Raw genomic sequence first — 12982 nt, 5'->3', positions numbered from 1 at the left:
TATGAGATTAATCTACCTTCATCAATATTTTAAGTTTCCTAATGAAACAGGTGGTACTCGATCTTATGATTTAGCTACATCTTTTGTGAAGAAAGGGATTAAAGTGGTTGTTGTTACAGCAACTTCAGATATAAATCATAAATCTAAAAAGAGGTGGAAGGTTATAGAAAGGGAAGGTTTAAAAGTTAATTACATTTATCTACCATATGGAAACCATTTGTCTTACTTTCAGCGTTCTCTTGTGTTTTTTAAGTTCTTATGCTTTTCTACTTTTCGTTTATTAAAACTTAAAGGTGATTTCGTATTAGCAACTTCAACTCCTTTAACAATAGGAATTCCTGCTCTATTTAAGAAATGGTTTGGTAAGACTCCTTATATCTTTGAGGTTCGTGATGTGTGGCCAGAAGCTGTAATTGCAATAGGTGCTATAAGAAATAAGGTGATGCAAAAATTACTTTTTTTCCTAGAAAGAGTAATATATAAAAATGCATCTACCATTGTGCCTCTCTCTACCGATATGCAAAAGTCGATAGTAAATAGGTATCCACAATTTACAGATAAATCGTCAGTTGTTATAGAAAATATATCTGAGATAAATCGTTTTCAGAATATTAAAGATAAGATTGACTTAGAGAATATTACAGGTTTTAAGCCTAGATTTTCGGTCCTTTATGCCGGTACATTTGGAAAAGTTAATGGAATTGATAGAGTAATTGATCTTGCTCAGAAAACTCTTATAATTGATAATAGACTTGTTTATATATTAATTGGTGCTGGAGCTGAGAAGGAGAATGTAATTCAATTGGCTAAAAATACTGGTGTTTATGGTAAAAATGTATTTATCTTAGATTCAATTTCAAAAAATGAACTCCCAAAATGGTATAACACTGTATCTATGGGATCATCATTTGTAATTGATATTAAAGAGTTGTGGGCTAACTCAGCAAATAAGTTTTTTGATACTTTAGCTGCAGGTAAACCAATATTAATTAATCATGAAGGTTGGCAAGCTGAAATCATTAGAGATTATAATATTGGTTATGTATTACCGTCTATCGTTACTACAGAAGACGCTTCGAGTTTTGTAAAATATACATTAAATGATTCTCTTATTAATGAGCAACAAATAAATGCTTTATCTGTAGCTAAAGAAAAATATTCACTTGAGAGGGCGGTGGAGAAATATACCGATGTAATTAGCAAATTTACAATGTACAAAAAATGGCAATGTTGAGTGTACAACTTTTGGCAATATCCAATGTACAGGTTTAACATTACATTAACTATCTCTTTTTTATTGTATTCAACTGTTTTTTTATTCTTTCTCAAGGAAAGTTTTCCGGTTGTCCATACGGTAACCGTTTCCCTCGAACCTGATCACCTCGCAACGATATAGCAGTCGATCCAGGATGGCTGTGGCTAACACTTCATCATCCAGTGTCTCCGCCCACTGGCTGGGTGACTTGTTAGTGGTGATGATGATCGAGCACTGCTCATGCAGGTGATTGATCAGATTGAACAGAGCCACCGCTTCACTCTTTTGCACCGGGAACATCATGATGTCATCTATGGCAATCAGGTGTGCCTTGGTGTATCGCTTGTAGGTGCTCATTGCCGATGAGATGATTTCTTTCCTGTTGAGCACGCCTATCAGGTCAGCCATGGTGGTAAAATAGGCCCTATAACCTTTCTTGATGGCATCATTGACCAGTCCCCCGGCCAGGTATGTTTTGCCCGTACCGCTTGGACCCATCAGCACCAGGTTGTATAGCTGATCGACCCAGAGCAGCTCCCTGAGCTGTGTCATCTGCCTTATGCCGATGCTGCTCGAGGCCTTGTAATCGTACTCGTCAAGCTCGTGTGCACGTGGCAGACGGGCCAGTTTAGTCCTGCGCCGGTAATCATTCAGCTGTCGCTGCTCTAGCTCTTTTATAAGCATGTTCTCCAGGAAGTCCGCGTATCCCGGTGTATCTATACTCGCCTGGTGAAGCATCGGCTGCAAGTTTTTGCTCAGGTATCCCAAACGAAGTATGCCGGCATATTGCTTCATGTTTTCTATCTGCTGGATAAAACGGTTTGATTTGTGCCAGTGATTTCGGTCTATGTGTGCCACCTTTTTCGGTTCAAACCGTGCCACTTTTTTCGGTTCGATTTGTGCCACTTTGAAAAGATCAAGTTATCTTGTCCCTAAAAAAGGGATGCGGTATGGCAAATAAACTTGATCCTATGGATATAAAACAAATTTTAGTCTTAATCAACGACGGTTTTAGTAACCGCAAGATTGGTGCTACACTTGGTATATCTCGTAATACCGTTAACAGCTATGTACAACAGTTTAACTCAAGTGGTTACAGCATTGGCGAGCTTTTAAACTTTGAAGAGACTCGTTTAAACGAACTCTTCACCAGTAAAACTACTATCGACACTTCCCGGCATGATGATTTAATGCGCTATATTGAGCGTATCAAAGCAGCCCGGAGTCATCCCGGTTTTACTTTTCAGTACCATTATAATGAGTATGTAAATAATGTAAGCAACCCCTACAGCTACACTCAGTTCCTGGAGCACTTCCACCGTAAATACAGTAAAGTAAAAGGTTCAATGAAGCTTGAGCATATTGCAGGCCATGAGATGTTCGTTGACTTTGCCGGTAAAAAGCTTGAGATAGCAGATAAAGATACGGGTGAGATCAAACCGGTTGAAGTCTTCGTATCAATTTTACCCTGTAGTCAATATACTTATGTTGAAGCCTGTGCCACACAGAACCGTAATGATTTTATAAGTTGCTGTAAAAACGCATTACACTTTTATGGTGGTGTTCCAAAGGCAATCGTATCTGACAATCTAAAGTCTGCCGTTACAAGAGCCAGCAAACATGAAGCAGTTATTAACCGCTGCTTCAAAGACTTTGCCAGTTATTACGGTTGTGTTATTAACCCCACAAGAGTGTATGCTCCACAGGATAAAGCATTAGTAGAAAATGCTGTACACCTTACTTATCAAAGAATCTATTACCCTCTTCGAGAGATGACATTCTTCTCGATAGAAGAGCTCAACAGGGAGATCAGGCGATTGCTTACAGAATACAACAAACTGCTCTTTAAGCGTAAAGAGGCCAGCAGACTGGAACTGTTTCAGACAATAGAGCGAGGCTATCTGAAGCCATTACCCGCCGATCAGTACGAGATAAAAGAGTATCGCAGGGCAAAGGTTCAGAAAATGGGATATGTATATTTTTCACCCGATAAGAGTTATTATAGTGTACCATACCGCTATATAGGCAAACAAACACAAATACATTATACACAGAAACATATAGAGGTTTACTACAATCATCAGCGCATAGCCATACATCAGAGGAATCACACTACAGGCAGCTATAACACCAACTCGGATCACCTGAGCAGTACGCATCAATCATACCTGGGTTGGAATCCGGATTACTTTAAGAATAAAGCTGCAGCACATGGTGAGCATGTTGTCAGCTGTGTAGAACATATACTTGCATCTGTAGATTATCCTGAGATTGGATACAAGCGTGTAACCGGTCTTTTACAACTCCATAAAGCTTACGGCTCAGGAAGATTAAACAGAGCCTGTAAAATGGCTTTAAATGCCGGGATACCATCATATACCCGAATCAAAAACATCCTGAAGAATAACATGGATAAAGCATTAATCTTTTATGATGAATCCGATAGTGCACAGTCGCACATACCGCTGCATCATAATATAAGGGGAGCATCATCCTACAGTTAAGCAAATCAGTTAATTATAAACCTATAATAATGAACAACAATCAAACAGTCGAAAGATTAAAACAAATGAGGCTCGGAGCGATGGCTTCATTACATTATCAGCATATCAAAGACAACAGGATAGAGAATGTTACAGCTGATGAATACCTGGCTTTGCTTACAGATCATCAATGGGAAAGAACGATTAAATAATAAAATTGAGCGTCTTATCAGACAGGCCGGCTTTAGAGAACAGGCCAGTGTAGCAGATGTTGAGTATAATCAGCAACGTAATCTGGATAAAAATATGTTTACCCGCCTGGCCACTCTGGACTTTATTAAACGAAAAGAAAACATCATAATAACTGGAGCATCCGGTACGGGCAAAAGCTATCTTGCTCAAGCTTTGGGATATCAGGCCTGTTTAATGGAATACAAAGTGTTATATGCAAACACCGCCAAACTTATCGGCAGACTCAAACTCAGTAAAATAGACGGCACTTACCTGAAGGAGCTGTCAAAACTAATAAAAACAGATATACTTATCTTAGACGACTTTGGGCTGCATGCCTTTGACAATCAATCCAGGGAGATATTACTGGATATTATTGACGAGAGGCATAATCAGGCATCAACTATATTATCCTCACAGATACCGGTATCAGCCTGGTATGATCTGATTGGGGAGCAAACAATAGCAGATGCTGTCCTGGACAGGATAGTAAACTCATCACACAGAATAATACTTAAAGGTGAGTCACTTAGAAAAGGAAAAATAAGTACAACTGAATAAAATTATTAACTTTGCCAATGATCTTTCAAATAGGTAAAAAACTATGAATTATAGTGGCACGGTTTGACCGAAAAGAGTGGCACTATCAGACCGAAATACACATCTGCTTCATAGCTCCATGATTTGATCGTACCGGTTTATCTTGCTTCTCTCGGGGATGTATGCATCCGTGTCATACTGACTTGTTTGAACACCGTCATGCAACACGCTTACAACAGGCAAGGGCTTCTTCTCCCGGCGTTTTAACTCCCGGTAATGTGATGCGGCTTCTTTCAGGTAAAGGGCGTTGTAGAGCCCATTGTCGAGGCAGTAATCAAGTGCACTGCCAACGATCTCTTCACCATATTCGCCCATCACCTCCCTTATCATTTTCAGATTGTCTCTCAGATAACGGGGCTTATACTTGTGTATCTCCTCTATGAACAGGTACAAAGTGTTGTTGCCCTTCCAGATCGATAGGACTTCCTGCTTGAAGACCTCGAGCCTGGAGTTCCGATCCCGTCGATAAGTTGTGCTACCGATTACCTTGCCTTTTTCAAGACTGACGGGGTGCTCGGCCAGAAGGATGCCTTGCCGGTTGGAAAGCGAAAGGGTGCCATCCTTGACCTTGAGTAATACCTCCGGTCCCTTCCCGTTATAGGTGCCATATGGGACCCTGTAGAAGTTCCCCTTGTAACTGATTGTGTTATCTTTTCTCACCGTGTAGGTGGGAATCTCATCCCGGGGGATTGCCGGTGAGGGGCGAAAAAAAGGAGAGATGCTCCTTTTCAATCAACCACACATCGTGGGGCAGGCGCTTCGTCGTGGCATGTTTGGTGCCGTTCGCCTTGCGCTCCAACCAGCTCAGGACTTCCTCGTTGAGGCGATCTATATCGTGAAAGGTACGCGCGCGAAGAAAGTTGTTTTTTACGTATCCTACCACGTTCTCAACCCGGCCTTTGCTCTGGGGATCGGCCTTGCGGCAGAACTCAACGCTGATACCACGTTCATCCCTGTAGCGACGAAAATCATCAGCCAGGAGATAATCGCCAAGGTTCTCACTTTTCAGAAACACTGAGTCCTGATCATAGAGAAGCTTCCCGGGGATACCCTCTATATACCTGAAGGCCTGCTCGTGAGCCTGGACGGCTGTTTTCCCGGTGAAGGGAGTTGTTTGGAAAAAACACATATTTGTAGCGACTGCGTGACAGGACAAGGGCAAAAAAATAAACCCTGCGCCTACTGCCGTCCAAACGTCGCATCTGTGCTGTACCGAAGTCAACCTGCGCCTGGCTGCCATATGCAAACTCTTCCAGGGCTTCCGTCTGGCGGATCTTCTCCGGTACAGGGATCTTCTCCTGACGCCGCACGTGCTGGACAAAGTTGTATACAGTCTTGCTGTTCACCTTCGGCAAGTCGGGGTATTTCTCCTTCAGCCGGTCTTCTATCACTGCCGCCGGCAAACCATTGTCTATACTCAATAAGGAAAGAACGTCCGGGTAATATGGCGACAGAACAAGTTCGTATACACGTTGTTTCATTGAAAACTCATGAAACTCTTCTTCACTCATCTTCTTGTACCTGGAAACAGTTCTGCGGTCAATACCCAACTTTTTTGCAATTTTACTATCCGAATTGCCCGGATTACTGGAAAGTTCTTTAACTTCGTACCACATACGTACCTTTCTAAGGTCATGTATCTGAGTCTTCATAGTGTTTGTATTTTCGTGAATTACAAATATATGAAGACTCTTCTTTAACCCTTTTTATGTACATTGCATATTGCCAATTTCTGTACATTCAATCTTGCCGAAAATTGTACATGCGAAGTTACTGATTACAACCGATGTGTTTAATAACATTAGAGCCTAAATATTCAGTTGATTTTATTTATTATTAATTGCTTTGTAAAATTTTGATTTGTAGTTTTACAAAGTTTTCATTTCTTATTGAAAGTGAAGAAGAAAAAGAGATTGATTTGATAAAATTAGAAAACATTCTTTTAAAACACATTCAATCATAGCCACTATCAAGATCCTTTTCAATTCACTTAGATCCCAAAACATTTACTAAACTTAAAAATTGATATAATCTCTTTTCAAATATAATGGGTGATATAAATAGTCGGGAAAGTTTCAGGTTGAATGCTACACTTAAAATTATAACACAACAAGAGCAGTTTTTTCAGTGGTTGAGAATGTTCTTATACATAAATGAATCATTACACAATGAATTAGATTCTGTATATCAACAGATGTATTATGTGTCACTTAATCAACTAATGAAAGAGGGTGTCCCATACGTCGAGAATGTTACTCGCCTTTTGAAAAATGGAGAAAATAAACACCTTAAAGAATGGTTCAATACACTTCAAAATAGTTTATATAAAATCAAAGAGTTGCTCCCAGAGAATGAATGGGAATATATTGAATACAAACGTCACAACGTTTGCCACATTTTTCAAAATCAATACGAGCAAATACAAGATAGCGGAAATATAAAAAGTAATAGAAATAATAAAAAAATAACTGAAATTGATAAAAACTTTCAGTCCATCTTATTGAAATATAAACTTGATGATGGTTTTGATAAGCATATAACGACAACATTATATCCTATATTGAATGATTTGTACAATGAGTTAAAGCGCATACATGATGAAGAGCAGAACATGTAAGGCACAATATGAACAATAATAACTTGTGGAAAATGTAGAATATAGTGTAAGGAAATAAGTTAATTGGTAAAGAGATTTATCAGAATATATAGAGCTAGGTTTTTGTTTGAATAAACTTCTCCCCTTCCTTAGACAGTTTCTATTCACAGATAAGTTAGTTTCCTGGGATCGCCCTGCAGGGCGATCCCAGGAAACTAAGCGGCCTCCCGGTACACATCCATCGGCCTTTTATATTCCAATCCCTGATGGGGCCTTTCCTGGTTATAATACTTCATATAATCCTTTATTTGTAAGCACCCGATAAAGTCCCCGTTTTAGTTTACATTTTAAGTTTTGATCTTTGCCGGCAAACATAATTAAATATGACGCCAATAAGCAAAGAAGAATTTATGGTTATATTAAAACGCCAGCAAGAAAGCGGTTTAAGTGTCAAAGATTTTTGTGAAAATCAATCTTACACGGCTTCCAGTTTTTATTACTGGAAAAGTAAGTTTGGGCTGACTCGTCCATATAACAATCATGCACATGAAACTGCAGTGGATAAACTGGCTCCCATCAGTTTTAATCTATCTGAAAATAAGCCTGCACTTAAAACTGTTCCATCAGTTAATATTAAAGGAGAAATAAAAATAAAGTTGCCCGGTGGTATCCAGGTAAGTTTTATAGGCAGCACTCAAACTGAGGCTGCTATTAAATTACTTGCTCAAATATGTTCTGCACATGTTTTGCCTAAATGATACAATGCGCTATTTTCTCTGTCCGGGAAAGACAGATATGCGTAAAGGGATGAACTCACTCTGTGGAGTTGTGCAAGAACCATATGGGATATGATGTTAGAATGGGTGATTGTTTCATTTTCATAAACAGAACTCGTACCACAATGAAAATACTTCATGCAGAAGACGGAGGTTTAGTTTTGTATATGAAAAGGCTCGAAGAGGGTACCTTTCGTTTGCCTGCTTATGATAAAGACAGCCGGTCATACCCTATGAACTGGTCCAGTTTAGTAATGATGGTTGAAGGTATACAGGATGACCCAAACACTAGGTTGAAGCGACTAAAAGCGTTTAGAAACCACCAATAAAAAAACTCAAATAAAAGTGTAAAATATTGCTCTGAAAGCTTGTCTGGCTCACGGTTTTTTAGTATTTTTATAGCTAAATACAAACCCATACAATGGACCAGTCGCAAGCATTAGAACTCTTAATAAAATCGCAAGCGGAACAAATCCGTCTACTTACTGAGGCTAATGCTAAACAGGCAGAGCAGATGACCGGTCTGCAGCAAAAGATTGATAAGCTCCTATCACAAATAGCCTGGTTTACCCGTCAGTTTTATGGACGTAAAAGTGAGAAGCTATCCAGGCTTGACCCCAATCAGCTCAACTTATTTGAAACATTAGAAGATGAAAAGAAACATCTTGAGGAAATAGAGGCAGAGCGCATCGAAGCAGAAAAGCAGATTGAAGAAAATATATCCTCCAGAAAGAAGACTCGTTCCAACAGAAAGCTGCTTGAAGGACTTCCCGTTATAGAAGTAATTATTGAGCCGGAAGATGTTGATAAAGATAAATACAAGCGCATAGGAGAAAGAACGTACCCGTACACTTGAGTTTGAACCGGGTAAATTATATGTAAAAGAGATCGTACGTCCTAAATACGGATTAAAAGACAATCTCACACCTGCAACCAAAGAAGCACCTGCAGTGCTTATAGCACCGCTTCCTTTGTTGCCCATCTACAAAGGACTTCCCGGAGCCAGCCTCCTTTCGGAAATTATGCTTGGAAAGTATGAATATCACCTGCCTTTTTACCGTCAGGTAAAACAGTTTCATCACTTGGGAGTAAAGATACCATCAAATACCTTGAGTGGATGGTTTAAACCCACATGTGAGCTGCTAACTCCATTATACAAGATCCTGAAGGAGGAGGTTTTAAACACGGACTACATACAGGTTGATGAAACCACCTTACCTGTTATAAACAAAGAGAGCCACTATGCAAAGAAAGAATATCTGTGGATGATAAGATCTGTCATGAAGAAACTGGTCTTTTTCCATTATGATGATGGTTCAAGATCGGGAGATACAGCCTACTCTTTATTAAAATCATTTGATGGTTACCTTCAGAGTGATGGTTATGGAGCATACAATTTTTTTTAAAGAAAACGACCAGATTTGTCTTGTTGCCTGCATGGCCCATATACGACGTCGCTATGAAATAGCTTTGGACGAGAACAAATCCCTTGCAGAGTATGCATTAAAGCAGATACAGCATCTTTACCAAATAGAAAGAATGGCAGATGAACAGAATCTGTCGTATGAGCAACGCTACAAAAAAAGGAATGAGCTTGCACGTCCCATAATGTTATCTTTTGAAAAGTGGATGGAGAAAACATATCCTACAGTACTACCCAAAAACCGCATGGGCGAGGCTATAAGTTACTCCTACTCTTTATGGCCACGAATGAAGAATTATTTAAAAGACGGCAGATTAAAAATAGATAATAATCTGGCAGAAAATGCCCTCAGACCGATTGCTTTGTCAAGAAAAAACTTCATGTTCTGTGGTAACCACGAAGCAGCTCAAAATACAGCAGTAATCTGCTCATTGCTTGCCTCGTGCAAAGAGTCCGGTATAAATCCAAGAGAATGGCTAAATGATGTAATAGCTAAAATGCCATACTACCAGAATCCGGGAAATGAAGATAACCTAAGAGCACTCTTGCCAAACAATTGGAAACAACAGGAGTCTAATAAAACTCTAATAATAGTCTAAAGAAACTCTAATAATTATCTGAGGGCCTAATTGCCAAAAGCAATTAGGAGAAAATCAAGGGGTAGTTGCTAGGGTGCTTACCTTTATTTTGTGATATAACTCCAAACCATTGTCTGATGGTTCGAGATAAAGCTTCTCGTATTTGATGTTCCGCCAAAATCTTTCAATGAAGATATTGTCAATAGCCCGTCCCTTCCCGTCCATGCTGAACTTTAAACCCTCGTATGAAGAAAAATAAGCTGAAAACTCCGGGCTGGAGAACTGACTCCCCTGATCCGTATTGATTATCTCCGGAGCACCATGGTGCTTTATAGCCTCTTCAAGGCACTCGCGGCACCAATGGGCGGTCATCGTGTTGGACAGTGACCAGCCAACGATATAGCGGCTGTAAACGTCAATGATGCCAACCAGGTACAGATGGCTGCCAGCTAACGGGATATAGGTGATATCCATCGCCCAGACCTGATTGGGGCGCGTTACCTTTAACCCACGCAGCAGGTAGGGATAAATCACATGGCTTGCTCCCTTATGGGGCTTGCTCGTGTTCGGACGGGGGCCGGTCGCATATAAATCCATTTTCCGATATAAACGGCGCACACGCTTGGGATTGACCTCGTAGCCAATGCCACGAAGGTGATGTGTCATCCGGGGTACACCGTAGAACGGGGTAATCATGTACTGTTTGTCTATCTGCTTCATCAGTTCCTCATTATAGAGACCATCTTCACGGGGCGAATAGTAGAAGCTGCTACGGGGCACATCCAACAAATCACACTGGCGTGAAACGCTTAAAGAGTGGGTCTTGTCGATTTTGCTCATCCGTTCATTTTTGGCTATTTCCCCAATACTTTTTTTAAGAAATCAACCTCCAGCTGAAGCTGTCCGACCTTCTTGAACAGGGCGTCTTTCTCCTTGTCATCCTCTGTTTTAGAGCCGCCTCTCTCGAACACCTGGTCCGCCTGAGATAAAAATTGAGTCTTCCACGTCGAGATCTGACCCGGGTGAAGTTCATACTTCCTGGCGATCTCCTGGACTGTTTCTCTTTCTTGAAGTGCTTCTAAAACAATCTTTGTTTTAAAGCCGGCACTGTAAGTTTTCCTTTTCTTCATGACAACAAAATTAATATTATTTTTTAATGATTCTTGTTGTCTAAGATTCGGGGGTAATTATAGAATTTTCATATCTTTGTATAATTAGTATACAAAAGTATTATTATGTCAGTTAGCATAAATCAATTAAGAGATATGTCATCACTTTTTATGAGAAGTGAAGTTAACCGTTGGTTTAAAAGTGATTTTGAATCTATTAACATGAAGCTTAGACGATATAATCTTTTAGAGAGAAACAAAGGTAAAAGCTACTTGCATGTTTTAAGAAAAACGTATAAAACTATTGCACAGCATTATCCAAATGAATATGTTGTTAAAAATGAGTTTATTAGTCAGAAAATTAAAGAGTTGCTCGGAACAAGTAAATCCGTAGTTTTCAATGAGTTCAGGATTGGGAAAGCAATTGCCGATTTAGTATTATTTAATGGTGATTCAAAGGTTTTTGAAATCAAAACTATTTTAGATAGAGAGTACAGGCTTAACTCACAACTCTCAGAATATAAAAAGATATTCAACTATGTGTATATAATAGTTCCAGTTGAGCACTTGGAAAGGTATGATACATACGATAAAGAAGTTGGGATTATAACTTACAATCAAACATTCAATGAATTTAAGGTCCAAAGGGAGGCAGATAAAAATTTAAATATGGATGTTGATGTTCTCATGAATGTGTTGCATTCAAAAGAGTATTTGAAAATAGTTGCAGAATATTTTGGATTACCCGATGAAATCAATGCTTTTAATCAGTTTGAGATTTCTAAAGAACTAATTTCTACTTTATCCCCTGATTGTCTTAATAAAATATTCGTTGATACTATGAAGATGAGAGATATCAACAATCTTTTTTTTAATAAGGTTAATTGTGAGTTTAATCAGATTTGTTTATCTATGAACCTTAAAAAAGAAGAAAGAGACCATATGATTTCAAATTTAAGAAAAACAATAACTTAAATCATAAAAACATGTATTATCCATATTTGAGAGCTCGTCAGTTTGAACTGATTAGTCTTAGAGAGCTTGCATTAGAAGGAGCTACAAATAATATTGTTCCAGTTCTTGAACCATTAAGCAATCGATTTAACAATTTGCAGTTAGCCAACACGGTGTTTTGTGAACAAGGTTTTAAACCTTATTTGTTGGTAAATCCACTTGAAGGTGATGATGATAGTAGGGGTGATACACAAATATTTTTAGAGTTTTTAGCTGAATTAGAAGATTCATGCTTTCAGATTGCTTTTCATTTTAATGATAATAAAGAATATATTGAATCATCTATAGAAAAATATAATCTTACAAACTGTATGATAGTTGGGTTGGATAACTATTCAGATGAAGAATCACTAAAAGTGGTGTGCAATAATCAATCAGTCTCGCATATAATGCTGCTTGATCCAACTCGAAACAGAGGACTCCATAGGTTTATGTCAACATTATCTGACAAATCGTATATAAGACTGGATGACTATTTTGATAAAGAACCCCGAAATGCTGAATATTTAGAAAGACCGGCACGAAAATTTTCTGAAGAGCATTTATATTTTTCATCCGAAGGATTTAGTGGCTTTGGCGATTTTACAATATTGCCACGTGAGTTTGTTTCTGGAGGTAGCGCACCTATGGCGGTTGTCATTCATTTTACATACCTCAATAATGAGGATGATCAGAATATTTGGATTCGTCATTTTACATCTACTTCAAACGATTCGCGAGCCAATGTGCAAGGTAAGTTTGCTGAGGCAGCTAAAAAGGCAATTGAGTTTATTGAACAAGAAGAAATAACAAATAGTGCTGCTTCTGAAATTAAAGACTACTATTATAGACATCATTATCCTGGCTTAGGTGTTGTTAAGAAAATCTCTATTAAAAATCACTTGTTAATCATTGAGGCATTCTTGAATCAAAGGTAA

General features: G+C 38.8%; 15 protein-coding genes and 1 pseudogene. 9 read left to right on the top strand and 7 right to left on the bottom strand.

Annotated features, from left to right (window positions below; all coding sequences use genetic code 11):
- Window position 1 precedes the first annotated feature (1 nt).
- The gene (locus KDN43_RS10835; RefSeq protein WP_238866096.1) at window positions 2–1234 is read left to right on the top strand and encodes a glycosyltransferase family 4 protein; all 1233 of its coding nucleotides are present in this window, start codon (window positions 2–4) and stop codon (window positions 1232–1234) included.
- A gap of 81 nt (window positions 1235–1315) precedes the next feature.
- On the opposite strand, the gene istB (KDN43_RS10830) is transcribed toward KDN43_RS10835, so the two are convergent.
- Window positions 1316–2161 (bottom strand): IS21-like element helper ATPase IstB, encoded by an 846-nt coding sequence (gene istB, locus KDN43_RS10830; protein WP_238866095.1) that lies wholly within the window; start codon window positions 2159–2161, stop codon window positions 1316–1318.
- Between the two features lie 44 nt (window positions 2162–2205).
- Here istB (KDN43_RS10830) and istA point away from each other — a divergent pair, with 44 nt between their 5' ends.
- Window positions 2206–3759, top strand: a complete 1554-nt coding sequence (gene istA, locus KDN43_RS10825; protein ID WP_238866094.1) for an IS21 family transposase — start codon at window positions 2206–2208, stop codon at window positions 3757–3759.
- A gap of 126 nt (window positions 3760–3885) precedes the next feature.
- Window positions 3886–4530 carry an IS21-like element helper ATPase IstB gene (gene istB, locus KDN43_RS10820; RefSeq protein WP_238866093.1) on the top strand — a complete coding sequence of 215 codons (645 nt, stop codon included), beginning with the start codon at window positions 3886–3888 and terminating at the stop codon, window positions 4528–4530.
- A gap of 108 nt (window positions 4531–4638) precedes the next feature.
- Here the strand turns inward: istB (KDN43_RS10820) and KDN43_RS10815 are convergent, their stop codons facing one another.
- From KDN43_RS10815 to KDN43_RS10805, 3 genes are read right to left on the bottom strand one after another with little or no spacing between them, the layout of a single operon-like run.
- Window positions 4639–5301 (bottom strand): hypothetical protein, encoded by a 663-nt coding sequence (locus KDN43_RS10815; protein ID WP_238866092.1) that lies wholly within the window; start codon window positions 5299–5301, stop codon window positions 4639–4641.
- Entirely contained in the window at window positions 5246–5698 is a 453-nt protein-coding gene (locus tag KDN43_RS10810; protein ID WP_238866090.1) for a hypothetical protein, read from the bottom strand. Before KDN43_RS10810 ends, KDN43_RS10815 begins: the two co-directional genes overlap by 56 nt.
- Window positions 5595–6221, bottom strand: coding sequence for a hypothetical protein (locus tag KDN43_RS10805; protein WP_238866089.1), 627 nt, complete (start codon window positions 6219–6221; stop codon window positions 5595–5597). Before KDN43_RS10805 ends, KDN43_RS10810 begins: the two co-directional genes overlap by 104 nt.
- Window positions 6222–6616: 395 nt before the next feature.
- Here KDN43_RS10805 and KDN43_RS10800 point away from each other — a divergent pair, with 395 nt between their 5' ends.
- On the top strand, window positions 6617–7186 hold the full coding sequence (locus tag KDN43_RS10800; protein WP_238866088.1) for a hypothetical protein: 570 nt from the start codon (window positions 6617–6619) through the stop codon (window positions 7184–7186).
- A 194-nt stretch (window positions 7187–7380) separates the two neighbouring features.
- Here the strand turns inward: KDN43_RS10800 and KDN43_RS16575 are convergent, their stop codons facing one another.
- Complete coding sequence (locus tag KDN43_RS16575; protein WP_407681794.1) at window positions 7381–7473, bottom strand: hypothetical protein; 93 nt, start codon at window positions 7471–7473, stop codon at window positions 7381–7383.
- A 75-nt stretch (window positions 7474–7548) separates the two neighbouring features.
- Between KDN43_RS16575 and tnpA the strand changes: the two genes are divergently transcribed.
- The 3 genes and pseudogenes from tnpA (at window position 7549) to tnpC (ending at window position 9963) form a co-directional block, all read left to right on the top strand.
- Window positions 7549–7923 (top strand): IS66 family insertion sequence element accessory protein TnpA, encoded by a 375-nt coding sequence (tnpA, locus tag KDN43_RS10795; RefSeq protein ID WP_238865819.1) that lies wholly within the window; start codon window positions 7549–7551, stop codon window positions 7921–7923.
- 83 nt (window positions 7924–8006) lie between these two features.
- The gene (gene tnpB, locus KDN43_RS10790; RefSeq protein WP_327064924.1) at window positions 8007–8270 is read left to right on the top strand and encodes an IS66 family insertion sequence element accessory protein TnpB; all 264 of its coding nucleotides are present in this window, start codon (window positions 8007–8009) and stop codon (window positions 8268–8270) included.
- Between the two features lie 92 nt (window positions 8271–8362).
- Window positions 8363–9963, top strand: a pseudogene (gene tnpC, locus KDN43_RS10785) (IS66 family transposase).
- A 54-nt stretch (window positions 9964–10017) separates the two neighbouring features.
- On the opposite strand, the gene KDN43_RS10780 reads toward tnpC, so the two are convergent.
- Both KDN43_RS10780 and KDN43_RS10775 read right to left on the bottom strand, forming a co-directional pair.
- The gene (locus KDN43_RS10780) at window positions 10018–10782 is read right to left on the bottom strand and encodes an IS3 family transposase (protein ID WP_238866087.1); all 765 of its coding nucleotides are present in this window, start codon (window positions 10780–10782) and stop codon (window positions 10018–10020) included.
- Between the two features lie 14 nt (window positions 10783–10796).
- Entirely contained in the window at window positions 10797–11072 is a 276-nt protein-coding gene (locus KDN43_RS10775) for a transposase (protein ID WP_238866086.1), read from the bottom strand.
- Between the two features lie 105 nt (window positions 11073–11177).
- On the opposite strand from KDN43_RS10775, the gene KDN43_RS10770 reads away from it, so the two are divergent.
- Both KDN43_RS10770 and KDN43_RS10765 read left to right on the top strand, forming a co-directional pair.
- A complete protein-coding gene (locus KDN43_RS10770; RefSeq protein WP_238866085.1) occupies window positions 11178–12026 on the top strand; it encodes a sce7726 family protein in 849 nt (282 codons plus the stop codon).
- Window positions 12027–12037: 11 nt separating this feature from the next.
- Window positions 12038–12982: a sce7725 family protein gene (locus tag KDN43_RS10765; RefSeq protein ID WP_238866083.1), complete on the top strand. Its 945-nt coding sequence runs from the start codon at window positions 12038–12040 to the stop codon at window positions 12980–12982.

This window comes from Proteiniphilum propionicum (assembly GCF_022267555.1).
Lineage (GTDB): Bacteria > Bacteroidota > Bacteroidia > Bacteroidales > Dysgonomonadaceae > Proteiniphilum > Proteiniphilum propionicum.
Note: the sequence above shows the minus strand (reverse complement) of the source record. Positions and strands in the feature narration are given on the sequence as shown.

Coding starts and splice junctions, on each gene's coding strand:
- KDN43_RS10835 (WP_238866096.1), top strand. CDS start 2: ATGAGATTAATCTACCTTCATCAATATTTTAAGTTTCCTAATGAAACA.
- istA (WP_238866094.1), top strand. CDS start 2,206: ATGGCAAATAAACTTGATCCTATGGATATAAAACAAATTTTAGTCTTA.
- istB (WP_238866093.1), top strand. CDS start 3,886: ATGTTACAGCTGATGAATACCTGGCTTTGCTTACAGATCATCAATGGG.
- KDN43_RS10810 (WP_238866090.1), bottom strand. CDS start 5,698: ATGTGTTTTTTCCAAACAACTCCCTTCACCGGGAAAACAGCCGTCCAG.
- KDN43_RS10805 (WP_238866089.1), bottom strand. CDS start 6,221: ATGAAGACTCAGATACATGACCTTAGAAAGGTACGTATGTGGTACGAA.
- KDN43_RS10800 (WP_238866088.1), top strand. CDS start 6,617: ATGGGTGATATAAATAGTCGGGAAAGTTTCAGGTTGAATGCTACACTT.
- tnpA (WP_238865819.1), top strand. CDS start 7,549: ATGACGCCAATAAGCAAAGAAGAATTTATGGTTATATTAAAACGCCAG.
- tnpB (WP_327064924.1), top strand. CDS start 8,007: ATGGGATATGATGTTAGAATGGGTGATTGTTTCATTTTCATAAACAGA.
- KDN43_RS10780 (WP_238866087.1), bottom strand. CDS start 10,782: ATGAGCAAAATCGACAAGACCCACTCTTTAAGCGTTTCACGCCAGTGT.
- KDN43_RS10775 (WP_238866086.1), bottom strand. CDS start 11,072: ATGAAGAAAAGGAAAACTTACAGTGCCGGCTTTAAAACAAAGATTGTT.
- KDN43_RS10770 (WP_238866085.1), top strand. CDS start 11,178: ATGTCAGTTAGCATAAATCAATTAAGAGATATGTCATCACTTTTTATG.
- KDN43_RS10765 (WP_238866083.1), top strand. CDS start 12,038: ATGTATTATCCATATTTGAGAGCTCGTCAGTTTGAACTGATTAGTCTT.